This is a genomic window from Sinorhizobium sp. 7-81 (assembly GCF_030124405.1).
GTDB classification, from domain to species: domain Bacteria; phylum Pseudomonadota; class Alphaproteobacteria; order Rhizobiales; family Rhizobiaceae; genus Sinorhizobium; species Sinorhizobium psoraleae.
Window position 1 is genome coordinate 149,595 of sequence record NZ_JASKLT010000005.1, and the last position, 25,631, is coordinate 175,225.

12 protein-coding genes are annotated in these 25,631 nt (G+C 63.0%); 7 read left to right on the forward strand and 5 right to left on the reverse strand.

The features are described from left to right. The first annotated feature begins 77 nt into the window (after nucleotides 1-77). Nucleotides 78-626 (forward strand): cupin domain-containing protein, encoded by a 549-nt coding sequence (locus tag QN224_RS18615; protein ID WP_269280225.1) that lies wholly within the window; start codon nucleotides 78-80, stop codon nucleotides 624-626. Between the two features lie 195 nt (nucleotides 627-821). On the opposite strand, the gene QN224_RS18620 is transcribed toward QN224_RS18615, so the two are convergent. The 4 genes from QN224_RS18620 to QN224_RS18635 form a co-directional block, all read right to left on the reverse strand. Next, the gene (locus QN224_RS18620) at nucleotides 822-2,054 is read right to left on the reverse strand and encodes a pyridoxal phosphate-dependent aminotransferase (RefSeq protein WP_283977888.1); all 1,233 of its coding nucleotides are present in this window, start codon (nucleotides 2,052-2,054) and stop codon (nucleotides 822-824) included. A gap of 16 nt (nucleotides 2,055-2,070) precedes the next feature. Continuing rightward, nucleotides 2,071-3,603: an aldehyde dehydrogenase family protein gene (locus tag QN224_RS18625; protein WP_283977889.1), complete on the reverse strand. Its 1,533-nt coding sequence runs from the start codon at nucleotides 3,601-3,603 to the stop codon at nucleotides 2,071-2,073. An 85-nt stretch (nucleotides 3,604-3,688) separates the two neighbouring features. Beyond that, entirely contained in the window at nucleotides 3,689-5,110 is a 1,422-nt protein-coding gene (locus tag QN224_RS18630; protein ID WP_283977890.1) for an FAD-binding oxidoreductase, read from the reverse strand. Between the two features lie 10 nt (nucleotides 5,111-5,120). Further along, entirely contained in the window at nucleotides 5,121-6,521 is a 1,401-nt protein-coding gene (locus QN224_RS18635; protein ID WP_283977891.1) for a VOC family protein, read from the reverse strand. A 113-nt stretch (nucleotides 6,522-6,634) separates the two neighbouring features. On the opposite strand from QN224_RS18635, the gene QN224_RS18640 reads away from it, so the two are divergent. The 3 genes from QN224_RS18640 (at nucleotide 6,635) to QN224_RS18650 (ending at nucleotide 18,037) form a co-directional block, all read left to right on the forward strand. Further along, nucleotides 6,635-7,528 carry a LysR family transcriptional regulator gene (locus tag QN224_RS18640; protein ID WP_173508666.1) on the forward strand — a complete coding sequence of 298 codons (894 nt, stop codon included), beginning with the start codon at nucleotides 6,635-6,637 and terminating at the stop codon, nucleotides 7,526-7,528. 373 nt (nucleotides 7,529-7,901) lie between these two features. Then, nucleotides 7,902-16,514: a cyclic beta-(1,2)-glucan synthase gene (gene ndvB, locus QN224_RS18645; RefSeq protein ID WP_283977892.1), complete on the forward strand. Its 8,613-nt coding sequence runs from the start codon at nucleotides 7,902-7,904 to the stop codon at nucleotides 16,512-16,514. 422 nt (nucleotides 16,515-16,936) lie between these two features. Continuing rightward, nucleotides 16,937-18,037: an OpgC domain-containing protein gene (locus QN224_RS18650; RefSeq protein WP_283978048.1), complete on the forward strand. Its 1,101-nt coding sequence runs from the start codon at nucleotides 16,937-16,939 to the stop codon at nucleotides 18,035-18,037. A 222-nt stretch (nucleotides 18,038-18,259) separates the two neighbouring features. Here QN224_RS18650 and QN224_RS18655 read toward each other — a convergent pair whose 3' ends face one another. Beyond that, on the reverse strand, nucleotides 18,260-20,017 hold the full coding sequence (locus tag QN224_RS18655) for a glucan ABC transporter ATP-binding protein/ permease (protein WP_283977893.1): 1,758 nt from the start codon (nucleotides 20,015-20,017) through the stop codon (nucleotides 18,260-18,262). A gap of 387 nt (nucleotides 20,018-20,404) precedes the next feature. Here QN224_RS18655 and QN224_RS18660 point away from each other — a divergent pair, with 387 nt between their 5' ends. The 3 genes from QN224_RS18660 (at nucleotide 20,405) to QN224_RS18670 (ending at nucleotide 25,626) form a co-directional block, all read left to right on the forward strand. After that, nucleotides 20,405-21,145: an autoinducer binding domain-containing protein gene (locus tag QN224_RS18660; protein ID WP_136505318.1), complete on the forward strand. Its 741-nt coding sequence runs from the start codon at nucleotides 20,405-20,407 to the stop codon at nucleotides 21,143-21,145. A gap of 239 nt (nucleotides 21,146-21,384) precedes the next feature. After that, complete coding sequence (gene pyc / locus QN224_RS18665) at nucleotides 21,385-24,843, forward strand: pyruvate carboxylase (RefSeq protein ID WP_283977894.1); 3,459 nt, start codon at nucleotides 21,385-21,387, stop codon at nucleotides 24,841-24,843. A gap of 225 nt (nucleotides 24,844-25,068) precedes the next feature. Further along, nucleotides 25,069-25,626, forward strand: a complete 558-nt coding sequence (locus tag QN224_RS18670; RefSeq protein WP_283977895.1) for a GrpB family protein — start codon at nucleotides 25,069-25,071, stop codon at nucleotides 25,624-25,626. Nucleotides 25,627-25,631: the final 5 nt, after the last annotated feature.

The window sequence follows — 25,631 nt, forward strand, 5'->3', positions numbered from 1 at the left end:
CAGCTAAGCCACTGTATTTTATGCAAACTGCTTGCTAGAGTTTCGATATACCGAACAACGTCAACACGGGATCTGCGATGACCGTCGATATCGGCAACCGGCTGCGCCATGTCCGACTGATGCACAATCTCTCCCAGCGTGAACTTGCCAAGAAGGCGGGCGTCACCAACTCCACCATCTCGCTGATCGAGTCCAATGCTTCGAACCCGTCGGTCGGCGCCCTGAAGCGCATTCTCGATGGCATTCCGATCGGGCTTGCCGAGTTTTTCTCCTTCGAACCGGAAAAGCCGCGCAAGGCCTTCTACGCGGCGGAGGAACTGGTGGAGATCGGCAAGGGGCCGATTTCCTATCGCCAGATCGGCGACAATCTCTTCGGCCGCAGCCTGCAGATATTGAAGGAGTGCTACCAGCCGGGGGCGGATACCGGCAAGGTGCCGCTGGTGCATGAAGGCGAGGAGGGCGGGATCGTGCTTTCCGGACGGCTGGAAGTGACGGTCGATGACGAGCGGCGCATCCTTGGGCCGGGCGACGCCTATTATTTCGAGAGCCGCCGGCCGCATCGGTTCCGCTGCGTCGGGCCGGTACCGTGCGAAGTGATCAGCGCCTGCACGCCGCCGACGTTTTGAGGGAGGAGAGGAGCGCGAAGTGCCCCTCATCCCGCTGCCGCGACCTTCTCCCCGCAGGCGGGGAGAAGGGACTCGCGGGACCCCCTCGCGGCCTTCTCAAGCGGCGTCTTACAGGGCACGTCCCCTCTCCCCGCGTGCGGGGAGAGGGTTAGGGTGAGGGGCAGTTCGAAAGTCTGTGAGGGCCAGTCAACGACCTCACGACAGCCGCGCGCAGGCGGCGGCGATGCGCTCCAGCGCTTCCTTCAGCTCCGCTTCCGAGGTCGCATAGGAAATGCGGAAGAAGGGCGAAAGGCCGAAAGCCGAGCCCGGAACGACGGCGACATGGACGTCTTCGAGCAGATAGGCGCAGAAGTCCGTATCGGTTTCGATCGTCTTGCCCGATGGCGTCACCTTGCCGAGCATGCCGGCGCAGCCGGAGAAGGTGTAGAAGGCGCCTTCCGGGACGCGACAATCGAGACCGTCGATCGCGTTCAGCCCGTTGACGACGAGGTCGCGGCGGCGCTGAAAGCTCGCGGTGCGCTCATTCAGGAAGTCCTGCGGGCCGGTCAGCGCCGCGACGGAGGCCGCCTGGCTGACCGACGAAGGGCAGGAGGTCGCCTGGCTTTGGACGACGGCCATCGCCTTGATCAGTTCGCGCGGGCCGCCGGCATAGCCGATGCGCCAGCCGGTCATCGCATAGGCCTTCGACACGCCGTTGACGCTGAGCGTACGCTCTTTGAGGCGAGGCTCGAGCTGTGCCGGGGTGACGAAGCGGAAACCGTCGTAGACGATGTGCTCGTACATGTCGTCGACGAGCAGCCAGACATGCGGATGCTTGATGAGAACGTCGAGCAGCGGCCGGTAGTCCGCGGCGCTGTAGGCGGCGCCCGATGGGTTCGAGGGCGAGTTCAAGAGCACCCAGCGTGTCTTCGGCGTGATTGCCGCTTCGAGCTTGTCGGCGGTCAGGCGGAAACCCGATGCTGCATCGCATGCGATCAAGACCGGCTTGCCTTCGCAGATCTGGACGATGTCCGAATAGGACGTCCAGTAGGGCGTCGGGATGATCACCTCGTCGCCGGGATTGATCGACGCCATCATGGCGTTGAAGAGGATTTGCTTGGCGCCCGTGGCGACCGTGATCTCGTCCAGCTCGTAGGCGAGGCCGTTTTCGCGCTGGAACTTCTCGCGGATCGCCTTCTTCAGCTCCGGCGTGCCGTCGAGCGCCGTGTATTTCGTCTCACCGCGCTGGATTGCTTCTGAGGCTGCTTGCTTGATGTGGTCCGGCGTGTCGAAGTCCGGCTCGCCGGCGCCGAGGATGATCACCGGCTTGCCTTCGCGCTTCATCGCGTTGGCGCGGGCGCCGATCTTCAGGATTTCCGAAACGCCGATCGAGGAAATCCGCGAGGCGGGCAGAAAGCCCGCCTCCTTCACACTCGCGTTGATGGTCATGGTCGATCCTATTCGATTATTCGATGTCGAACGAGACGCCCTGCGCCAGCGGCAGAGCCTTCGAATAGTTGATCGTGTTGGTTGCCCGGCGCATATAGGCCTTCCAGGCGTCGGAGCCCGATTCACGGCCGCCGCCGGTCTCCTTCTCGCCGCCGAACGCGCCGCCGATTTCCGCACCCGACGTGCCGATGTTGACGTTAGCGATGCCGCAGTCCGAACCGTCGGCCGCGAGGAAGCGCTCCGATTCCTGCATGTCGCGGGTGAAGATCGAGGACGAAAGACCGGCCGCGACGGCATTGTGTTCCGCGAGTACCGCATCGAAGTCGCTATACTTGATGACGTAGAGGATCGGCGCGAAGGTTTCTTCGAGGACCGGACCCGCCTGCTTCGGCATTTCGACGAGCGCGGGCTTCACGTAATAGCCGTTCTCATGGCCGAGTTCGACGCGCTCGCCGCCGGTGACGGCGCCGCCATGGGCCTTCGCCTCCGTGATCGCCTTCTGCATGTTGTCGAAGGCGGCCTTGTCGACGAGCGGGCCAACCAGCGCCGTGCTTTCGAGCGGGTTGCCGACGGAAACCGACTGGTAGGCTTTCTTCAGGCGCGGAACGAGTTGATCGTAGACGCTTTCATGGACGAAGAGACGGCGCAGCGTCGTGCAACGCTGGCCGGCGGTGCCCATCGCGCCGAAGGCGATGGCGCGGAGCGCCATGTCGAGATCGGCCGACGGGCAGACGATGCCGGCATTGTTGCCGCCGAGCTCCAGAATGGCGCGGGCGAAGCGCTTCGCAAGGCGCGGGCCGACTTCGCGGCCCATGCGGGTCGAGCCGGTGGCCGAAACGAGCGGGACCTTCGGGTGATCGACGAGCACTTCGCCGATTGCGCGGTCGCCGATCAGGACCTGCGACAGGCCTTCCGGCGCATCGCCGAAGCGGGCGAGCGCGCGTTCAAGGATCGCCTGCGATGCAAGGGCGGTGAGCGGCGTCTTTTCCGACGGCTTCCAGACGACCGCGTTGCCGCAGACGAGCGCCAGCGCTGCGTTCCACGACCAGACGGCGACCGGAAAGTTGAAGGCCGAAATGATGCCGACGACGCCGAGCGGGTGCCAGGTTTCCATCATGCGGTGGCCCGGCCGTTCGGTGGCGATCGTCAGGCCGTAGAGCTGGCGTGAGAGACCGACGGCGAAATCGCAGATGTCGATCATCTCTTGCACTTCCCCGAGGCCTTCCGATGGGATCTTGCCGGCTTCGAGTGAGACCAGACGGCCGAGGTCCGCCTTGAAGGCGCGCAGCTCTTCGCCGAGCAAGCGGACGAGTTCGCCGCGCTTCGGCGCCGGCACGAGCCGCCAGGCACGGAAGGCCTCGTTGGCCCGTTCGATCCGGGCCGCGGCTTCGGCGGCCGAGACGGTCTTGAGGCTCGCGATCTGTTCGCCGGTGACCGGGCTGTAAGAGGGCATGTCGCCGCCCACATAGAGTTCGCGCGCGACGCCCATCTTGTCGAGGAGGGCGGCGGCCTCCTTGGCGACGTCGACTTTCTTGGTTGCAATGTTCATCTCAACTGACTCCCGTTTTGTCTCATTTATTGGTTGCGCGGGATGCGGGCGGAAAACCGCTTCACACTTTTCCGCATCCCGCGGCTCAACCGAAAAGCACGCTGCCGAGCTTTCCCGGCGATGTAAGTGCTTTCAGGCCGCCGGCCATCTCTTTCAGTTTTTCCGGCGTGTAGAAATCGTAGTAGGCCTGGTTCCGACGGCCGATCGCATGCTCGGCGCTGAAGCTGCCGCCATATTGCTCGACAGCCACCGCGAAGACCCAATCGCGCAGGCGTTGTTCCAAGTTCGCCTCGGTCAATAGCGGGCTATCCTTTGCCACGACAAGATTGAAATGCACGCCACCGTCGCCGACATGGCCAAAATCGCAGACGGTAACGCCGGGAAACTTGTCCGGCATCTCGGCCTTCATATGGTCGCAGAAAGCCATGATATCACCTCTGCGGAAGGAAAGATCGAAGGCGATCAGCTTGCCGAGGTGCTTCACGCCTTCGGAAAGCGCGTGGCGAAGTGCCCAGATCTCGTGTGGCGGACCGACGAAGGCGTCGGCGAGCGGCGCCTCTTCCATCTCCCAGATTTCCGCCAGCACGCTTTCGAGAACGGCGTCGAGCGACTGTTCGCCCTCGCGCGGCTCCCAGGTGCGGGAGATTTCCGCTAGGATCACATAGTCCGGCACGTTGCCGCCCTGGAAGGGATTTTTCAGCGACGGCACGTGGGCCAGAGCCGCGGCGATCGCGTTCTTCGACATGCCCTCGAAGGCGGAAAGATAGGCGCCGAGCCTTTCTTCCATGGCGTTCAGCAGCGGGAGCACATGGGCGCCGCCTGCCGGAACGAGGAAAGCCGTCGCCGTCTGTTTCGGCACCCGCTCGAGATTGAGCACGCATTCGGTGACGATGCCGAAGGCGCCGGAGGTGCCGACGAAGATCTGCTTCCAGTCGACGCCGGTATTGTTCTTGCGCAGGTCGCAGTCAAGGTCCAGAACGGTACCATCCTCGTCGGCGAGCACGACCTTCAAGCCCAACGTGTTGTGGCGCACGTCGCCGTACTTCAGGAAGCGCGAACCGCCGGTGTTGGTCGCGATCATGCCGCCGAGCCGCGGATCGGCGCCAAGGTCGATCGGAAAGAACAGGTCGTATTCCTCCAATCGGCGGTTGAGATCGGAGAGCCGAAAGCCGGCATCGACGCGGACCGAGCGGTTGTCGCTATCGAGCTCGAACTGCCTGTTGAGCCGATCGAGACTGAGAACGACCTCGCTGCCGGTGCCGTCCGGCGTCGAGCCGGAGACAAGGCCGGTATTGCCGGACTGCGGGATGACTGCAAGACCATTACGGACGCAGTAGGCGATCGCAGCCGAGACTTCCGCCGTCGTCGCCGGGCGCAGCACGGCCGCTGCGCGGCCCTGGTCGTAGCGTGCGCCGATCTCGTATGCTTGCATGTCTTCCTGACGCGTGACGACACCCTTGTCGCCAAGGATCTTCGTCAGCGCGTCGATATGTTCCTGTCCAATCATTGCTGGCGTATCATTCCGCTGCCATTGCCGCGCTCAGTGCCCGAAGGCAGCTTTCGATCGATGCCTGTTCGATACCGGCATAGTGGTCGAATTCGTTGAGAACGGCGACACCCAGATCGGTCTCGAAGCGCTTCTGGTTCGGGCTTGCGACAAACTCCTGCTGGGCGCCGTCGCCGAGGTTCGACTGGAAGATACCGGCGGCGCTGACCGGAAGGAAGTCCTCGTAGACGATCGGATCGAACTCAACGAGGCCGTCGCTGATCAACGAATCCAGGTCACGGCTGCCGGTGAGTTTGGTCCGTCGGCCCCTTTCGGTCAAAGAATAGCTGAAATAGCCGAGCCCCGCCTCACGGATTTCAGCCCAGCTGTCCGGGAAGGCTTCAAAGGCCTGGGCGAGGGCCGCTTCATACTGCTTCGCGTTGGAGCCGTCGGCGGCGGGCCGCACGATCTTGCGCGATTCATCGAGCAGCCGGTCGTAAAGGCCGCGTCCCTTCGGCGTCAGCGCAATGCCGCGCTGTTCGATTTCGCCGAAACGGGCGGTGTGCGAGCCCGCCTTCCAGCCGCCGTCGGCGTCGCGGAAGGAGACGGGCTCTTCCAGGGCCTTGAACGACGTCTGGCGCAGCAGGATCGGGCATTTGCGTGTCGGCGGACCTTCGACGACGGCCTTGGGGGCAATGCCGTATTCGGGCATCAGCGCCTGGATCTCATCGATATCGAGCGTGCGCGGCGTCAGGTGATTGATGTGCGGCCCCTTGAAGGAGACGACATCGGCGATCAGCCGATGCGCGTCATGCAGTCGCTTGTACATGTCGGCGCTGACATTGGCCTTGTCATGCCAGCGGAAGGTCTCGAGCACTTCAGCGACGAAGCGTTCCGCATCCGCCTTGTCGAGCCCGCCGTCGCGCTCCGCCTTCTCGGTGAGTTCGATCGCGCCTGCCGTGAAGATCCGGCGTTCGCGGAGGATCGCTTCCGCCTCGGCGCGAAGGGTCTCGTCGGCGATCAGGTCCAGCCTCAGGAGCGAGGTGAAGACGCGGAAGGGGTTGCGCTTCAGCGCCGCGTCGCCGACCGGCCGGAAGGCGGTGGAATGCACCGGCACGCCGGCGGTCGAAAGATCGTAGTAGCCGACCGGATACATGCCCATGACGGCAAAGACGCGGCGCATCATCGAGAGCTCGGCCGGAGTGCCGAGACGGATCGCCCCGTGGCGTTCCTCCGAGATGCGGTCAAGCGTATCGGTCGCTTCGAGGCGATCCTTCAAGGTGGCGTCCGCCGCCAGCGTGTCGGCATTGACCTTGGCCACCAGTTCCATCAGCGTGCCGTAGGCGGGAACCTCTTCACGGTACATGACCGACATGGCAGCGGAGAAGGCCGAACGGATCTCGTCGGCGGATACGAAACTATTCTCTTTCACTGTGGCTCGCCTCGCGCTAAGGGTGAAGGACAAGGTCATTCTTATTTCTGATCATATCCGAGCAACGCAGCCTTGGATCGCGCTGCTTCTGACTATGTTGATGCGAGGCTGGAATGAAGTTAAGCCGACGACTGGTTCCTGACGTGACGACGCTGCAGGCCTTCGAATGCGCGGCGCGGCACGGCAGCTTCACCCAGGCCGCAGCGGAGCTCAACCTCACGCAAAGCGCCGTCAGCCGGCAGATCAAGGATCTCGAAACCCAGCTCGGTGTCCTGCTTTTCGAGCGGGTACGCCAGCGGGTCATCCTTTCCGAAGCCGGACAGAAGTTTCTGCCGGAAGTCCGCCGGCTGCTGCACCAGACCGAGGAGCTTATGGTGCGCGCCATGGCTTCGGCGCGCGCCGACTCCACTCTCTCCATTGCATCGCTGCCGACCTTCGGCAGCCGCTGGCTGGTGCCGCGCCTGCCCGATTTCCTGAAGCGCCATCCGGGCACCGTTCTCAACATTGCCTCTCGTTCGGCACCGTTCGATTTCGACGAGCAGAATTTCGATCTGGCGATCCACTACGGCCAGCCCGTCTGGGCGCGGGCAACCTGCAGCTACCTCTGCAGCGAAGTCATCGTTCCGGCCGCCAGTCCGACACTGCTCAAGGCCAATCCAGTCGAAACGCCCGAGGATATCGGCGGCGGACCGCTTCTCCACCTCGCCACGCGTCCCAAGCTCTGGGCGCAGTGGTTCGAAGCGAACGGGATGGACGGGCATGGCGCCTATCGCGGCAACCGGTTCGACCAGTTCTCGATGGTCATCGAGGCGGCAACCGCAGGTCTCGGTTTTGCCCTTTTGCCTCGCTATTTGATCGAGCAGGAACTCGCCGCAGGCACGCTGCGGATCGTTCTCGACCGACCTATGCAGACCGAAAACAGCTATTATCTCGCCGTTCCGGAGGGCAAGCGTGAGAACCCGATCAGCCTCGCCTTCAGGGAATGGATCACCGAACAGGTCGGTTGAGTTCGAGCCGCTGCGGACCGCCTGAAGCGGACCTTGGCCACTGCGCCACGTTTCGTGCCGCCACGCTGCAACACATGTCATGCTGCAAAACACCAGGAAGGGGCTGATTTGACACGAACGTTCAACGAACCGGCGGGAGTGTGCGCAATGGCACGCTTTCTTCCGTTCCGGACTTGCTCAATTCGTCCGAACCTGCGCTCGCAATCCTTGCAAGCTGCTGACACTGCGGCTAAAAAATGCCACTTTCATGCATCACGCGGCCGTGAAATCCAACGCGCCGCCGGCTTTGCGATCTCCGATGCCCAAATCCCAGGCGGCGCCCGTTTCCGGCGCTTTCCCGGCTTCGGGAGGATGACGGCGGATGGGAGGACACATGACCGTGTCTAAAAACGCGCCGGCGAAGCTTGAATCATCAGGGCCGCAATCGACCCGGCCGAACAACGAAAGCCGGGCCGCTCAACCCCGGTTGGAATCAGAAACCGCAGCCATGCTCCTTCAGAACAAGCCGTCCACTTCACCGCGCGACCCGGAAGCGAAACAAATCGATTATAACGATTCGATTCGCTCGACCTACTTTTCGATCGAAGACCTTCGGCAATGCGGTGAAGACCTCGCGCTGAACGGCGCCTCCTCGCTGCCCGGTTTCTTTTCGTTCGATTTCCGCGCCCGGCATCGCGAAAACGAGAAGGAAATCTTCCGCGTTTATCGCGCGACGGCGGCCGACGTCGAGGCCGGCGCGTCTATCACGCCGGCGGCCGAGTGGCTCCTCGACAACAACCATGTCGTCGAGGAGGCGATCCAGGAAGTCCGGCGCGATTTTCCGCGCAGGTTCTATCGGCAGCTGCCGACGCTTTCCGTGTCGGATGTCGTCATCCCGCGCACGATGGCGCTGGCCTGGCTCTATGTCGCTCACACCCACAGCACCGTGTCGCGGGAAAACATCACCGCGATGGTCGAGGGCTTTCAGCAGCATGACACCTTCAAGATCGGCGAGCTGTGGGCGCTGCCGTCGATCCTGCGTTTCGTGCTCATCGAAAATCTGCGCCGGATCGCGATCCGCGTGGAGCGCTCGCGCGGCATGCGGCAGAAGGCGAACGAGGTCGCTGACCAGATCGTGCGCCTCAACGATCCGGAGAGGTGCCGGGCGCTGCTCGCGGAATCCGAGGCGCTTGCCGCGGACAATACGTTCATCGCGCAGCTTCTCTATCGCATGCGCGACGGTTCCCAGACCTCTGGCGTGGTGATCGGCTGGATCGAGGAAAGGCTTGAAAGGCGCGGCACCGACGTCGAGGAGGCGCTCGTTGCGGAACAGAATCGCCTCTCGTCGGGCAACGCGACGATGAGCAACATCATTCGCAGCCTGCGCGAAATCGACGACACCGACTGGGCCGTTTGGTTCGAGAGCGTCAGCAAGATCGACGCGACGCTTCGCGACGGCTCCGATTATGCCGCCCTCGATTTCGGCTCTCGCAACAAATACCGCGACACGATCGAGAAGCTGGCGCGCCGCTCCGGTCACAGCGAGCATGAAGTGACGCAGATCGCGATCGCGATGGTCGAGGAATCAAGGGCGGCAGCGGCTGTCGAAGCGCCCCTGCAGGAACCGAATGTCGGCTCTTTCCTGGTCGGCAAGCAGCACCTGGAGCTGGAGAAGAGGATCGGCTATTCGCCGTCGCCGCTTCAGCGCATCATCCGCTTCGGCCGCAGGCTCGATTGGTTCGCGATTGCCGGACCGAACATTCTCCTCACCATCCTGGCGATGGTCGCCGTCTACGCCTTCGTCAGCCCGATGGAGATCCCGAGCGGTGCCAAACTGATCATGTTGCTGCTCTTTGCGCTGCCCGCCTCGGAAGGCGCGATGGGGCTGTTCAACACGCTCGTCACGCTCGTTGTCCGGCCGTCGCGGCTCGTCGGCTACGAGTTCATCAACGGCATCCCGGAAGATGCGCGCACGCTCGTCGTCGTCCCTTGTCTGATCGCCAAGCGCGACCATGTTGATGAACTGGTGCGCAATCTGGAGGTCCACTATCTCGCCAACCCGCGCGGCGAAATCTATTTCGCTCTGCTCAGCGACTGGGCCGATAGCAAGTTCGAGGAAACGCCCGCGGATATGGATGTCCTCGAATATGCGAAGCGCGAAATCGCCTCGCTTTCGGCCCGCTACGCCTATGACGGCAGGACCCGCTTCTTCCTGCTGCACCGCCGTCGGCTCTTGAACGAGGCCGAGGGTGTCTGGATGGGCTGGGAGCGCAAGCGCGGCAAGCTCCACGAGCTCAACCTTCTTCTGCGCGGGGATCGCGACACCTCGTTCCTCCAGGGCGCCAACATGGTTCCGGACGGCGTCCAGTACGTGATGACGCTCGATTCCGACACGCGCCTGATGCGCGACGCGGTGACGAAGCTGGTCGGCAAGCTCTATCACCCGATCAACCGGCCGGTCGTGAACACCGCGAAGCAGGAAGTGCTCACCGGCTACAGCCTGCTGCAGCCGCGTGTGACGCCGTCGCTCACCACCGGCAGCGAGGCCTCAGCCTTCCAGCGCATCTTCTCGATCAATCGCGGCATCGATCCCTACGTCTTCACGGTCTCCGACGTCTATCAGGACATCGTCGGCGAAGGCAGTTTCACCGGGAAGGGTCTCTATCATGTCGACGCCTTCGAGGCGGCCCTCAAGGGCAGGATCGAAGAAAACGCAGTGCTCAGTCACGACCTGCTCGAAGGTTCCTATGCGCGCTGCGCGCTCGTCACCGACGTCGAGCTCGTAGAGGATTTCCCGACCCGCTACGAGGTGGAAATGTCGCGCCAGCACCGCTGGGCGCGCGGCGACTGGCAGCTCCTGCCTTATATCTTCAATCCGGCGAACGGCCTGTCGATGCTCGGCCGCTGGAAGATGTACGACAACCTGCGCCGGTCGCTCATCCCCGTTGCCTGGCTCGTCGCCTCGGTCATGGGCTGGTACTACATGGAGCCGACCGAGGCGCTGATCTGGCAGATCGTGCTGATCTTCAGCTTGTTCGTGGCGCCGACGCTCTCGCTGATCTCTGGCCTGATGCCGCGCCGCAACGACATCGTCGCACGGGCGCATCTGCACACGGTGCTTTCGGAAATTCGCGCCGCCAACGCCCAGGTCGCGCTGCGCATCGTCTTTATCGCCCACAACGCGGCGATGATGGCGGATGCAACCGTTCGTTCGGTTTACCGCACCTTCGTCAGCCGCAAGCTGATGCTTGAGTGGCGCACCGCCGCGCAGGTTCAGAGTGCCGGCCACGGCTCGATCGGAGATTATTTCCGCGCGATGTGGACCGCGCCGGCTCTGTCCGTCGTTTCGCTGGCACTCGCCGCGGTATCCGATACCGGCCTGCCCTTCATCGGCATCCCCTTCGCGCTCCTTTGGGCGGTTTCGCCCGCAGTTGCCTGGTTTGTCAGCCAGTCGGCCGAGACCGAGGACCAGCTGGTCGTTTCGGATGAAGCGATCGATGAGATGCGCAAGATCGCCCGGCGCACTTGGCGCTATTTCGAGACCTTCGTGACGGCCGAGCAGAACTTCCTGCCGCCGGACAATTTCCAGGAAACGCCGCAGCCGGTGCTGGCGGAGCGCACCTCGCCCACCAATATCGGCGTCTATCTCCTGTCGGTGATGTCGGCCCGCGATTTCGGCTGGATCGGTTTCGAAGACACGATCACGCGGCTCGAGCAGACCATCGCCACGATCGACCGCATGCCGAAATTCCGCGGCCATCTTTTCAACTGGTACCGGACGAGATCGCTCGAAACGATGGAGCCGCGCTATGTCTCGTCGGTCGATAGCGGTAATCTTGCCGGCCATCTGATCGCGGTGTCGTCCATGTGCCGGGAATGGGCCGAGGCACCTTCCGCCCATGTCCAGGGCAGTCTCGACGGTATCGGCGACGTCGCCGCCATTCTCTCGGAAACGCTGAAGGAGCTGCCCGACGACCGCAAGACCGTGCGGCCGTTGCGCCGCCTGATCGAAGAGCGCATCGTCGGCTTCCAGAACGCACTGGCCGCCATCAAGCGCGAGCGTGAATTCGCGTCGATTCGCGTGATCAATCTGGCGGTGCTTGCACGCGACATGCACAAGCTCGCTGCCAACCTCGATCACGAAGTCCGCACCAGCCAGAGCGCCGAGGTGGCGAAGTGGGCGGGTTCACTGGTGTCCACCTGCGAGGCGCATATCGCCGACGGCGTCTTCGACCTTGGCGCGATCGAGTCGCTGCGCCAGCGTCTCCTCGTGCTCAAGGAGCGCGCACGCGATATCGCCTTCTCGATGGATTTCGGCTTCCTTTTCCGGCCGGAACGGCGGCTGCTTTCAATCGGCTACCGCGTCAACGCCAACGAGCTCGACGAGGCCTGCTACGATCTTCTCGCCTCCGAAGCGCGCCTGACGAGCCTTTTTGCGATCGCCAAGGGCGATCTGCCGACGGAGCACTGGTACAAGCTCGGGCGTCCGATCGTGCCGATCGGCGCGCGCGGCGCGCTCGTCTCCTGGTCCGGCTCGATGTTCGAGTATCTGATGCCGCCGCTGGTCATGCAGGAGCGGCAGGGCGGCATTCTCAATCAGACGAACAATCTGGTCGTGCAGGAGCAGATCAATCACGGCCGCCGTCTCGGAACACCGTGGGGCATCTCCGAAGCGGCATTCAACGCGCGCGACCATGAACTGACCTATCAGTACACGAACTTCGGCGTGCCGACCCTCGGGCTGAAGCGCGGCCTTGGCCAGAATGCGGTGATCGCGCCCTATGCGTCGATTCTCGCCTGCATGTACGATCCAAAGTCGGCGCTCGCCAACCTGGCGCGGCTGAGAGAGGTCGGCGCTCTCGGTGCCTACGGTTTCCACGATGCTGTCGATTTCACGCCGACGCGTGTCCCCGAAGGGCAGAAATGCGCCGTCGTGCGCAACTACTATGCGCACCATCACGGCATGTCGGTCGCGGCCGTCGCGAACGTCGTGTTCAACGGGCGTCTGCGCGAGTGGTTCCATGCCGACCCGGTGATCGAAGCGGCCGAACTGCTGCTGCAGGAGAAGGCGCCGCGCGACATTCCGGTGATGACCGCCAAGCGTGAGCCGGAATCGCTCGGCAAGGGCCAGGCCGAGCTTCTGCGTCCGGAAGTCCGTGTCATCGAGGATCCGCTGACGCAGGACCGGGAAACGGTCTTCCTGTCGAACGGGCATTATTCGATCATGCTGACCGCGACCGGCGCCGGCTATGCGCGCTGGAACGGCCAATCGGTCACGCGATGGAAACCGGACCCGGTCGAAGACAGGACGGGCACGTTCATCTTCCTGCGCGACACCGTCAGCGGCGACTGGTGGTCGGCCACGGCCGAACCGCGTCGCGCGCCAGGCGAAAAGACCATGACCCGCTTCGGCGACGACAAGGCGGAGTTCGTCAAGACCGTCGGCGATCTCACGAGCGAAGTCGAATGCATCGTTGCGACCGAGCACGATGCGGAAGGCCGCCGCGTAATCCTGCTCAACACCGGTACGGAAGATCGCTTCATCGAAGTGACCTCCTATGCCGAGCCGGTGCTCGCCACGGACGAGGCCGACAGCGCGCATCTCGCCTTCTCCAAGATGTTCCTGCGGACCGAGATCAGCCGCCAGGGCGACGTTATCCGGGTGTCGCGCAACAAGCGCAGCCCCGGCGATCCAGACATGGAGGTCGCGCACCTCATCACCGACAATGCCGGCAGCGAGCGCCACACCCAGGCGGAAACGGACCGCCGCCGCTTCATCGGCCAAGGGCGCACGCTTGCGGAAGCCGCCGCCTTCGATCCCGGCGTGGCGCTTTCGGGAACCGACGGCTTCACGCTCGATCCGGTGATGGCGCTTCGTCGCGTCGTGCGCGTCCCGGCGGGCAAGAAAGTGAGCGTCATCTTCTGGACGATCGCAGCGCCGAACCGCGAAGCTGTCGATCGGGCGATCGACCGTTATCGCCACCCGGAAACCTTCAATCACGAACTGATCCATGCCTGGACGCGCAGCCAGGTGCAGATGCGCCATGTCGGCGTGACATCCCAGGAGGCGGCAAGCTTCCAGATGCTCGGCCGCTATCTGGTCTATCCCGACATGCACCTTCGCGCCGACACGGCGACGCTCAAGGCGGGACTTGCCTCCCAGTCCGCGCTGTGGCCGTTGGCGATCTCGGGCGATTTCCCGATCTTCTGCCTGAGGATCAACGACGACGGCGACCTCGGCATCGCCCGCGAGGCGCTGCGTGCGCAGGAATATCTGAGAGCGCGCGGCATCACTGCGGATCTCGTCATCATCAACGAGCGAGCGTCCTCCTATGCGCAGGACCTGCAGCACACGCTCGATTCGATGTGCGAAAACCTGCGGTTGCGCGGGCTTTCCGACGGCCCGCGGCAGCATATCTTCGCAGTGCGCCGCGATTTGATGGAGACCGAGACCTGGTCGACGCTGCTTTCTGCTTCGCGCGCCGTCTTCCATGCCCGAAACGGCACAATCTCCGATCAGATCGCGCGCGCCACCGCGCTCTACGCGAAACCTGCGGCAAAGACGGTCGAGGGCAAACAGCGGTTGCTGGCGGTGATCGAGGAGGCGGGCGAGCCTGCCGCCGCCGAGATCAGCGGCGACGGGCTCGAGTTCTGGAACGGCTTCGGCGGCTTCGCGGATGAGGGGCGTGAGTATGTCGTGCGGCTGCGTGGCGGCGAGGCCACACCGCATCCGTGGATCAACGTCATATCCAACCAACAGTTCGGCTTCCATGTCTCCGCCGAGGGCTCGGCGTTCTCCTGGAGCCGCAATTCGCGCGACTACCAGCTCACGCCGTGGACGAACGATGCCGTGGTCAACCGCCCGGGCGAGGCGATCTTCGTCCGCGATATGGCGAGCGGCTCGATCCTGACGCCTTATGCCGCGCTCTCGCGACGCAAGTCGGTCGTGTTCGAAGCCCGCCACGGGCTTGGATATTCGAGCTTCGCAAGCACACAGGACGAACTCGAGATCGAGGCGGTGCACACCGTGCACGCGACCTTGCCGGCGAGGCTGGTGCGGCTCTCGATCCGCAACCGCGGTGCGTCCGCGCGGCAGTTGCGGATCTACGGCTATGCCGAATGGGTCCTCGGCAACAATCGCGGCCGCACGGCCCCCTTCGTCCTGTCCGAATGGCATGACGGCGCGCAGGCGCTCGTCGCGACCAATCCGTACAGCATCGACTATGCCGGCCGTTCGGCGTTCCTCGCCATCGACGCGCGGGTCGACTCCTTCACGGTCAGCCGCCGGGAATTCCTTGGCCAGGCGGGCGGGATCCTGGCGCCGCGAGCGGTCATCGCTGGCGCTGCATTGACCGGTTTCGCGGAGGCCGATGGCGACGCCTGCGCGGCGCTTTCGACCGATCTCGTCATCGAACCGGGTGCCGAGCGGCAAATCACCTTCTTCCTCGGAGACGCCGACAACGGCGACCAGGTGCAGTCGATCGTCACCGAATTGCGAGCGACTGCCTTCGACACCACGCTCAAGGCGGCGAAGGCATTCTGGAGCGAATTCACCGGCGTCGTGAAGGTCGAAACGCCCGACAGGGCCTTCAACCACATGGTCAATCATTGGCTGCCTTATCAGAGCCTCGGGTGCCGGATAATGGCGCGTTCGGCCTTCTATCAGGCAAGCGGCGCCTACGGTTTCCGCGACCAGCTGCAGGATACGCTTGCCTTTCTCGTGCATCGGCCGGAGCTTGCGCGGGCGCAGATCCTCAATGCGGCCTCTCGGCAGTTCGTCGAGGGCGACGTGCAGCATTGGTGGCTGCCCGGCACCGGTGCCGGTGTTCGCACGATGATTTCCGACGACGTCGTCTGGCTCGCCTATGCGGTTGCGCATTACTGCGCGGTCACCGGCACGTCCGATATTCTTGCGGAGAAGGCTCCCTTCATTGTCGGCCCTGCTCTCGAGGAGGGCGAGCATGACAGCTTCTACACGCCGGAGATCGCCGACGAGACCGCCGACATATACGAGCATTGCGCGCGTGCGCTCGATCTCGCGATCAGGCGGACGGGGGCCAACGGCCTGCCGCTCATCCTCGGCGGTGACTGGAACGACGGCATGAACCGCGTCGGCATCGCCGGCGAGGGCACGAGCGTCTGGCTCGGCTGGTTCCTTGCAGGCGCGCTGCGTGCTTTCCTGCCCCATGCCCGGGAGCGGAAGGACAAACCGCGCGCCACGCTTTGGGAGGCGCATCTCGAAATGCTGAAAGAGGCGCTCGACGGCGCCGGCTGGGACGGCGATTACTATCGCCGCGGCTACTACGATGACGGCACCCCACTCGGGTCCGCCAACAACGGCGAGTGCCGGATCGATTCCATCGCCCAGTCTTGGAGTGCGCTCTCAGGCGAGGGCGAGGCGGACCGCTCCAAGTACGCGATGGACGCGGTGATGGCGGAGCTCGTCGATCCGGAAAAACGGATCGTTCGGCTCTTCACGCCGCCGCTTGAGAAGACCAAGCAGGACCCCGGCTACATCAAGGCCTATCCCCCGGGCGTGCGCGAAAACGGCGGCCAGTATACCCATGCGGCCACCTGGGTCGTGCTGGCCTTTGCCGCTCAGGGGCGGGCGGAAGAGGCGTGGCGGACCTTCCAGATGCTCAACCCCGTATCGCATGCGCTCAGCCGCGACGATGCCGAGCACTACAGGGTGGAGCCCTATGTCGTCGCCGCCGACGTCTATGGCGAGGGCGAACTCGCGGGACGGGGCGGCTGGACCTGGTACACGGGCTCGGCCGGTTGGCTCTATCGCGCCGGCGTCGAGGGCATACTCGGCATTCGCCAGAAGGGTAAGAAGCTGGTGATTCGGCCCGTGCTGCCGGCGGAATGGACTGGCTATTCCGCCGAGGTCAGGGTGAATGGCGCGACACACCGGATTTCCGTCCATCGCGATGAAAAAACCGGTGAACCAATCGTCAGCGTAAATAATAGTGTCACAAAAAACGCGCATGAAGGCATTTTGCTGTAACTGCCGGAATTGAGCATGAGAGGAACCGGCTTTGTACCCCGCACGGACAAGGCCGGTTTTTCATTGCCCGCTCAGTTGCAGCCGCGATCCAAACGTTCCACAGCGCCGCGCGTCTTATCGGACGGGTAGAGGACGCTGTAGCACTTTGAATTGCTGCGTGTTTTGTCCTTAAATCGGCTCCGATTTAACGAAACATGCCGTAGATCGCGCTTCATCAACGATGCCGGACGCGTCTCGGATATGGCCGGATCGCGCTCTCGGCATCCTCTTCCAACAGGGGTGGGGCGGGGCGCCAAACCCGGATACCAGACCGCATGCTGCAAACGACATTCGGCAAGGACGCGATCAAGGTTGCCGGCTCGGATCACAACGATCCGGGCTCCAATCAACACAAGATCAGCGTTCCTCGTCCTGTGCCGGTTATCACGGAACGCGATACGCGCCTCGACGTCTTTCGCGCTCTCTGCCTGTTGACGATCTTCATTAACCACGTCCCGGGCCAATATCTCGAATATCTGACACACAAGAACATCGGCTTTTCCGATTCAGCCGAGGCCTTCGTGCTGATTTCCGGCTTGGCGGTCGGCGCAGCCTATAGCGGAAAATTCGTCGCGGGCGCAAGGCTCGCCCTGACTTTGAAGATATGGCGGCGCGCGCTGACGCTCTATGTCGCGCATATCATGACGAGCGTCGTCACGCTGGCGATCTTCGCGGGCGGCGCGCTCTATTTCGGCCGCCAGGACCTGATCGGCGAGATCAACATCCGGCCCATCGTCGAGCAGGCCGAGCAAGGCATCGTCGCGATGGTGCTGCTCGGCCACCAGCTCGGCTACAACAACATCCTGTCGCTCTATGCGGCGCTGTTCCTGATGCTGCCCGGTATCCTGTGGCTGAACGCGGTGGGGCGATGGCTCCTCCTTGCACTGTCAGCCGTGCTGTGGCTCGCCGCCGGTTGGTTCAAGCTGGTGCCGTCCAACTTCCTGGACGAGGGCTACTGGTTCCTCAATCCCTGGTCCTGGCAGTTCCTTTTCGTCATCGGCATTCTTTGCATGAGCCACGTTCGGGCCGGCGGCAGCCTGCCGCGAAACCGGTGGCTCATGGGGGTTTCTGCCGCCTATCTGCTTGTCTCCGCCTTCTGGGTCCTGTTTTCCTGGTGGAACATCGACTTCTCCTTCGGGCTGCCGGCGGTGCTCACCGGCTTCGACAAGACGTTCCTGTCGCTGACGCGGTTTCTGCACGTGCTGGCGCTCGCCTATCTCCTCGCCATCACCCCGCTCGTCAGCCGGTTGACCAGGCTTCAGCGCAATCATCCGCTGGTGATGATCGGGCGCCATTCGCTCGCGGTTTTCATCTTCGGGACCATCCTTGCGATGGCGGGCCAAGTCCTACTTTTCGTCACCGGCCGGAACCCGATCATCGGCTCGCTCTTCGTCATCGCCGGCATCGGCCTGCACTTCGTCTACGCCTATTACCTCGAATGGCTGAAAGAGGTGGCGGTCGCGAAACCGCTCAGGGCCGCATGAGAGCGTTCTGGAACGCCGTGGCCCCTGTTGAGCAGAGCCGACCGGCTTGCAACGGCGGAAATCGAGGGTTGATACTCCCCTCTGTCCTGCCGGGCAGAGGGGGTGCCAGGCTGGCGGCTCGGAGATGTTGCTGACGAGCGGCGCTGTAGGCCCGATGAAATAAAAAACGCCCCGGAGCAGGCGCTCCAGGGCGTTTCTCGATTGCAGGACGCTGTGGCGAACTCACGCCGCCGTATGGCTCTTGCGAACATCCTCGTCGGTCAGGATACCGCTTGCCCGCAGCAAGGCGGCGAAGCGCCCGTTGCTGTGGCTGAGCTCGTTGAAGCCGCCCATCTCGACGACCCGGCCATGATCCATGAAGATCACCAGGTCGGCCTCGCGCACCGTCGAAAGGCGGTGGGCGATGATGAAGGTGGTGCGGTCCTTGCGCAGTGCATCGATCGCATCCTTGACGCGGGCTTCGGTCTCGACGTCGAGCGCGCTCGTCGCCTCGTCGAGCACCAGGATCGGCGAGTTCTTGAGGATGGCGCGGGCGATGGCGACACGCTGGCGCTCGCCACCCGACAGGCGGTTTCCGCGTTCGCCGACGACGGTGTCGTAGCCGTTCATGCGGCTTTCGATGAAGTCGCTTGCGGCTGCGGCTTCCGCGGCGGCCATGATCTCTTCGAGCGAAGCGTCGTCTCGGCCAAGGCGGATGTTGTCGCCGATCGAGCGGTTCATGAGACCGGCATCCTGGAAGACGGTGGCGATCGACCGGCGCAGCGACTTGCGCGTGACGGTAGAGATGTCGACGCCGTCGATCAGGATCTGGCCGTGCTTCGGATCGTGGACCCGCTGCAGGAGATTGACGAGCGTCGTCTTGCCGGCGCCGGTCGGGCCGACGATGGCGACCGTCTGGCCGGCCTTCGCCTTGAACGAGACGTTGCGCACGCCCTGATTCGTGTTGGCGAAGTCGAAGGACACGTCGCGGAATTCCACCTCGCCGACGACGCCGGTCAGTTCCTGCGCCCCGGCCGGCTCTTCGCGTTCGCGGACCGAATCCTCGAGCTGGAAGAAGTCTTCAAGCTTGGCGCGTGCCTCGAAGATCTGCGTGACGAAGGCTTTCATCTGGTCGAGGCGGCCGATGAGCAGGTTGGCGAAGCCGATAAAGGCAACGACCTCGCCGACGCCGAGCTCGCCGCGCTGCACCAGCACCGTGCCGATGATGAGGATCGCCATCATCGAGATGGTCGAAGCAATGCGGTTCAGCGCGCTTGCCAGCGCCCACCAGTCGAGCACGGGGAACTGCGCCGAGATCAGCCGCTCGGTGAATTTCTTCAGCTCGCGCGTTTCCGCTTCGATGCGGTTGTAGCTATGAACGACCGAAACGTTGCTGATCGCGTCGGAGACGTGGGAGAAAACCGTATGATAGTGGTTCTCGACCGAAGCCTGACCTTCCTTCGTACGGTTCATCACGGCCTTGCTGATCAATACATAGGCCGCGCCGAGGATGACGAGAACGATCGAAAGGCGCATGTCCATTACGAAGGCGGTCGGCACGAGCAGGACGAGGGCCACGGCCGTCGCCAAGTGCTGCCGCATGAATTCGAGCCAAAGGCCGAAAAGGGTTTCGCAGGCGCGCAGCAGCGTGTGCAGCGCGTTGGATGTGCCGCGCTGGCTGTGCCAGGATAGCGGCATGGACACGATTCGCCCGAACGCTTCGGTCAGGAGCGTTGCGCGGCGTCCGTGTGCGAGGCGGTCGGCCTCACGGGCGACGAGGACAAAGGCCACCGTGTTGAAGACACCGAACCCCGCCCACATGAGCAGCATCGGCGTGACTTCCCCCTTGGAGGAAATCGCATCGATGATGCGGCCAAAGAGGATCGGTTCGGCAATCGTGATGATGGCGAGCACGACGTTGGCGATGACGATCGCCCCGACGCGGAATTTGTGAACGGCAAGATACTGGAGGGCTCTTGCATACACCTGGAACAAAGACACTGTCTCACCCCTTCTGGGCATCGGATGTTGCGCCGCAGCAACGCTTCGATGCGGCGAGTGCATTTGTGCCCCTTGGCGGCCCGGGTGGCAGACTTTCGCCACCGTGCCAGGCCCCAAGGCCCCGCTGGGCGGCCTTGCGACATTCCTGCGGAAAAGGTGGAGGCTAAACCCTGCGGGCTCTGGGAGCATCCGGTGCCAAGGGAGGATTGGCGGGATAATCCATAGTCCGCTATCTTGTGCCTCCACTCCGATATTTTGCAGGTTTCGTGCAAGACCGGGCGTGATAAGAAGAATTATCGCGGTTGCAACATGAATGGCTTCTGAACGGCGCGTTCATGGAGGCTTTTCAAGCGCTGCGCCCGTGCATTCCCGACCTGAAGGTGCTCTATGAATATCACGTTGCTCGTACAGTTTCTGGCGCTCTTGGAAGAGATGAAGACGCGCGAGGAGATCCTGCCCGAGTTCGAACGACTGCTCGATCGTTGCGGTTTCGACTTCTACGGTGTCGTGCGCCAACCGAAGCCCAACGAGAACCCGCTGAGGCTGCTGCTTGCCGGCCGCTGGCCGGACGGGTGGCCGCAAATCTACATCCGCAAGAAGTATGTCGTCATAGATCCGACGATCCGCTATCTCGGCCATGCGCAACGCGGTTTCCGCTGGCGCGACACGCTCGCGGCCTTCCGCTCGGACCCGCACCGCAAGCGCATGGAAAGCATGATGGTCGAGGCGCGCAATCACGGCCTTTTCGACGGCTATATCTTCCCGGTGCACGGCCGGCGCGGGCTGATGGGCAATCTCACCGTCGGCGGGCGCGTGGTCGATCTCAGCCCCGTCGAACTCAGCCTTTTCGACGCGATCGCGAAGAGGCTCTTCTGGAAGCTGCTGGAGCTCACCGATCCGGAGATCATGGCCGAGCTCGTCTCGCGTGTCGAAGTGCAGATGACGCGGCGCGAAATGGAGGCGCTGAACTATCTCGCCGACGGCATGACGTCGAACGACATCGGAAAGGTCCTAGACATTTCGAGCCACACCGTCGACTGGTACATGAACGGCATCCAGGAGAAGCTGAAAGCGAAGAATCGCCATCACGTTGTCGCCATCGCCTTCCGTCTTGGCCTCATTTCCTGAGGTCAAATCCGTCCGTGTGATCGATTCCAGCCAGAAACCGCTCACACCTTTCCTCATCCCGCTCTACCGCTTGTTCCCTTAAAATAACACTTCAAAAGTGCTGCAGCGTCCCCTGCGCGTCCGATTGGATGCGCGGCGCTGTAGTGTCGCATCTGAAATTGCACTTCATTCATTGACTCGCTAAAACTTCATTTCGCGGGTGCAGCATTCCCGCGTTTTCAAGTCTTGAGGAGTCCGACTTGCCTATCTCTAAGATCCTTGTCGCCAACCGTTCCGAAATTGCCATCCGTGTGTTCCGCGCGGCCAACGAACTGGGTTTGAAAACGGTCGCGATATGGGCTGAGGAGGACAAACTGGCACTGCACCGCTTCAAGGCGGACGAGAGTTATCAGGTCGGACGCGGGCCGCATCTTGCCCGCGATCTCGGCCCGATCGAAAGCTATCTGTCGATCGACGAGGTGATCCGCGTCGCCAAGCTGTCGGGCGCCGACGCCATTCATCCGGGCTACGGCCTGCTTTCCGAAAGCCCGGAATTCGCCGAAGCCTGCGCGGTAAACGGCATCACCTTCATCGGCCCGAAGCCGGAGACGATGCGCCAGCTCGGCAACAAGGTGGCCGCGCGCAATCTGGCGATCTCGATCGGCGTGCCGGTCGTGCCGGCGACGGATCCGCTGCCGGATGACCCGACGGAGATCGCGAAACTCGCTGAGGAGATCGGCTATCCGGTGATGCTGAAGGCCTCCTGGGGCGGGGGCGGCCGCGGCATGCGGGCGATCCGCGACCCCAAGGACCTGATCCGCGAAGTGACCGAGGCGAAGCGCGAGGCCAAGGCCGCTTTCGGCAAGGACGAGGTCTATCTGGAGAAGCTGGTCGAGCGCGCCCGCCATGTCGAAAGCCAGATCCTTGGCGACACCCATGGCAATGTCGTGCATCTCTTCGAGCGCGATTGTTCGATCCAGCGGCGCAACCAGAAGGTCGTCGAGCGCGCACCCGCGCCTTACCTCAATGCCGCGCAGCGCGAGGAGCTTGCCGCCTACTCGAAGCGGATCGCCGAGGCGACAAACTATGTCGGCGCCGGCACCGTCGAGTACCTGATGGATGCCGATACCGGCAAGTTCTACTTCATCGAGGTCAATCCGCGCATCCAGGTCGAGCACACGGTGACCGAAGTCGTCACCGGCATCGACATCGTCAAGGCGCAGATCCACATCCTCGACGGCCATGCCATCGGCACGCCGGAATCGGGCGTCCCTTCACAGGAAAATATCCGGCTGAACGGCCATGCGCTGCAGTGCCGCATCACGACCGAAGATCCCGAGCAGAACTTTATTCCCGACTACGGTCGTATCACCGCCTATCGCGGCGCTACTGGCTTTGGCATCCGTCTCGACGGCGGCACGGCCTATTCCGGCGCTGTGATCACCCGCTACTACGATCCGTTGCTGGAAAAGGTGACGGCCTGGGCGCCGAACCCGGATGAGGCGATCAAGCGGATGATCCGCGCGCTGAGAGAATTCCGCATCCGCGGTGTCGCAACCAACCTCACCTTCCTAGAAGCGATCATCAGCCATCCGAAATTCCAGGACAACAGCTACACGACCCGCTTCATCGACACGACGCCGGAACTGTTCCAGCAGGTCAAGCGCCAGGACCGCGCCACCAAGTTGCTCACCTATCTCGCCGACGTCACCGTCAACGGCCATCCGGAAGCCAAGGGCCGGCCGCGGCCGTCCGACGACATTGCCGCGCCCGTGGTGCCGTTCATCGGCGGCGAGGTGCAGCCCGGGACCAAACAGCGTCTCGACGCGCTTGGACCGAAGAAGTTCGCCGAATGGGTCAAGGCGCAGCCTCAGGCGCTGATCACCGACACGACGATGCGCGACGGCCATCAGTCGCTGCTTGCGACACGCATGCGCACCTACGACATCGCGCGCATCGCCGGCACCTACGCGCGGGCGCTGCCGAATTTGTTTTCGCTCGAATGCTGGGGCGGCGCGACCTTCGACGTGTCGATGCGCTTCCTGACGGAAGACCCGTGGGAGCGGCTGGCAATGGTGCGCGAGGGCGCGCCGAACCTGCTTCTCCAGATGCTTCTGCGCGGCGCCAACGGCGTCGGCTACAAGAACTATCCCGACAACGTCGTCAAATACTTCGTCCGCCAGGCGGCAAAGGGCGGCATCGACGTCTTCCGCGTCTTCGACTGCCTGAACTGGGTGGAGAACATGCGCGTATCGATGGACGCGGTCGCCGAAGAGAACAGGATCTGCGAGGCGGCGATCTGCTATACCGGCGATATTCTCAAGTCCGCCCGGCCGAAATACGACCTGAAATACTATACCGCGCTGGCGGCGGAACTTCAGAAAGCCGGCGCTCATATCATCGCCGTCAAGGACATGGCGGGCCTTCTGAAGCCGGCGGCGGCGCGCGTGCTGTTCAAGGCGCTGAGCGAGGCAACCGACCTGCCGATCCATTTCCATACGCACGACACTTCCGGCATTGCCGCCGCGACCGTGCTTGCCGCCGTCGAATCCGGCGTCGACATCGTCGATGCGGCGATGGATGCGCTCTCCGGCAACACCTCGCAGCCCTGCCTCGGCTCGATCGTCGAGGCTCTTTCCGGCTCGGACCGCGATCCCGGCCTCGATCCGGAATGGATCCGCCGCATCTCCTTCTACTGGGAGGCGGTGCGCCATCAGTACGCGGCCTTCGAAAGCGACCTCAAGGGGCCGGCCTCGGAAGTCTATCTGCACGAAATGCCGGGCGGCCAGTTCACCAACCTCAAGGAGCAGGCCCGTTCGCTCGGGTTGGAAACCCGCTGGCACGAGGTCGCGCAGGCCTATGCAGACGCCAACCAGATGTTCGGCGACATCGTCAAGGTGACGCCGTCGTCCAAGGTGGTCGGCGACATGGCACTGATGATGGTCTCCCAGGACCTGACGGTGACCGACGTCGAGAACCCGGCAAAGGACATTGCCTTCCCCGAATCGGTCGTCTCGATGCTGAAGGGCGATCTCGGCCAGCCGCCGGGTGGCTGGCCGGAGGCGCTGCAGAAAAAGGCGCTGAAGGGCGACAAGCCCTATACCGCCCGTCCCGGCTCGCTGCTTGCGGACGCCGATCTCGATCAGGAGCGTAAGGACATCGAAGAGAAGCTCGGCCGCGAACTCACAGACTTCGAGTTCGCGTCCTATCTCATGTACCCGAAGGTCTTCACCGATTACGCAATGGCTGCCGAGACCTATGGACCGGTCAGCGTGCTGCCGACGCCCGCCTATTTCTACGGCATGGCACCGGGCGAGGAACTCTTCGCCGACATCGAGAAGGGCAAGACGCTCGTCATCCTCAATCAGGCGCAGGGCGAGATCGACGAGAAGGGCATGGTCAAGATGTTCTTCGAAATGAACGGCCAGCCGCGTTCGATCAAGGTGCCGGACCGCAACCGCGGCGCCTCGAGCGCCATCCGGCGCAAGGCCGAGGCCGGCAACGCCGCCCATCTCGGCGCGCCGATGCCGGGCGTGGTCTCCACCGTCGCGGTTCACGCCGGCCAACCGGTCAAGGCCGGAGACGTGCTGCTCTCGATCGAGGCGATGAAGATGGAGACGGCGCTGCATGCCGAAAAGGACGGCGTGATCGCCGAGGTGCTGGTGCGCGCCGGCGACCAGATCGACGCCAAGGACTTGTTGATCGTTTTCGGGGTGTAACACCACCTGATCTTGTGGGGAACGGCCGGGGCGATTCCGCTTATCGCTTAACGGATCGCAAGCAACCGCTCGCGACAGCCTGCCGCGAGCGGTTTATGGCAAAAGCGATTCCCGGTGCGACTGCCAATCGCGACAGTCGCAAGCAGCTCTCCCGCGAAATCGCTAATGTCGGTCGTGAAAGCGTCGCCATGAACGAGGATTTCGCAACACCACGGGAAAAGACGCATGCCCACGTTAGTTGAAGTCGTCCCTTATCATGAAACATGGGCGAACAGCTTTTTAGAGATTGAGGAAACCATACGGCGATTGCTGGGAGCCAGCGTTGTCACCATCGATCACATTGGCAGCACCGCAGTTCCCGGTTTATCCGCTAAGCCGGTTATCGACATAGATGTCACCCTCCGGAGCCTATCGGATGTTCCCTCAGCGGGTTCCGTCCTGATTGCTGCTGGATATGAATCTCGCGGCAATCGCTACGACGACGATGTATGGGCCTTCATGGATCGGATAAGCGTTCCGAAACAACGCGTCTACCTCTGTCTACCCGCGAACGAAACGCACATTCGTCGCCTCATATTTCGGGACTACCTGCTGGCCCATAAGGACGTGGCCACCGCCTATGGCTCACTGAAGCAAGATCTTGCCAAAGAGTTTGCACACGACGGCGATGGCTATACCGCAGCAAAAACCCGGTTCATCAATGAGGTGATTGAACTCGCTTGCAAAAACACGAATTCTGCCACCAAACTTGCGACGAACACTCGAATTGACCCCGAGATTTAGGTTAA

Excerpts from the sequence above, each read along its gene's own strand:
- QN224_RS18615 (WP_269280225.1), top strand. The coding sequence starts at position 78 with ATGACCGTCGATATCGGCAACCGGCTGCGCCATGTCCGACTGATGCAC.
- QN224_RS18620 (WP_283977888.1), bottom strand. The coding sequence starts at position 2,054 with ATGACCATCAACGCGAGTGTGAAGGAGGCGGGCTTTCTGCCCGCCTCG.
- QN224_RS18625 (WP_283977889.1), bottom strand. The coding sequence starts at position 3,603 with ATGAACATTGCAACCAAGAAAGTCGACGTCGCCAAGGAGGCCGCCGCC.
- QN224_RS18630 (WP_283977890.1), bottom strand. The coding sequence starts at position 5,110 with ATGATTGGACAGGAACATATCGACGCGCTGACGAAGATCCTTGGCGAC.
- QN224_RS18640 (WP_173508666.1), top strand. The coding sequence starts at position 6,635 with ATGAAGTTAAGCCGACGACTGGTTCCTGACGTGACGACGCTGCAGGCC.
- ndvB (WP_283977892.1), top strand. The coding sequence starts at position 7,902 with ATGACCGTGTCTAAAAACGCGCCGGCGAAGCTTGAATCATCAGGGCCG.
- QN224_RS18660 (WP_136505318.1), top strand. The coding sequence starts at position 20,405 with ATGAATATCACGTTGCTCGTACAGTTTCTGGCGCTCTTGGAAGAGATG.
- QN224_RS18670 (WP_283977895.1), top strand. The coding sequence starts at position 25,069 with ATGCCCACGTTAGTTGAAGTCGTCCCTTATCATGAAACATGGGCGAAC.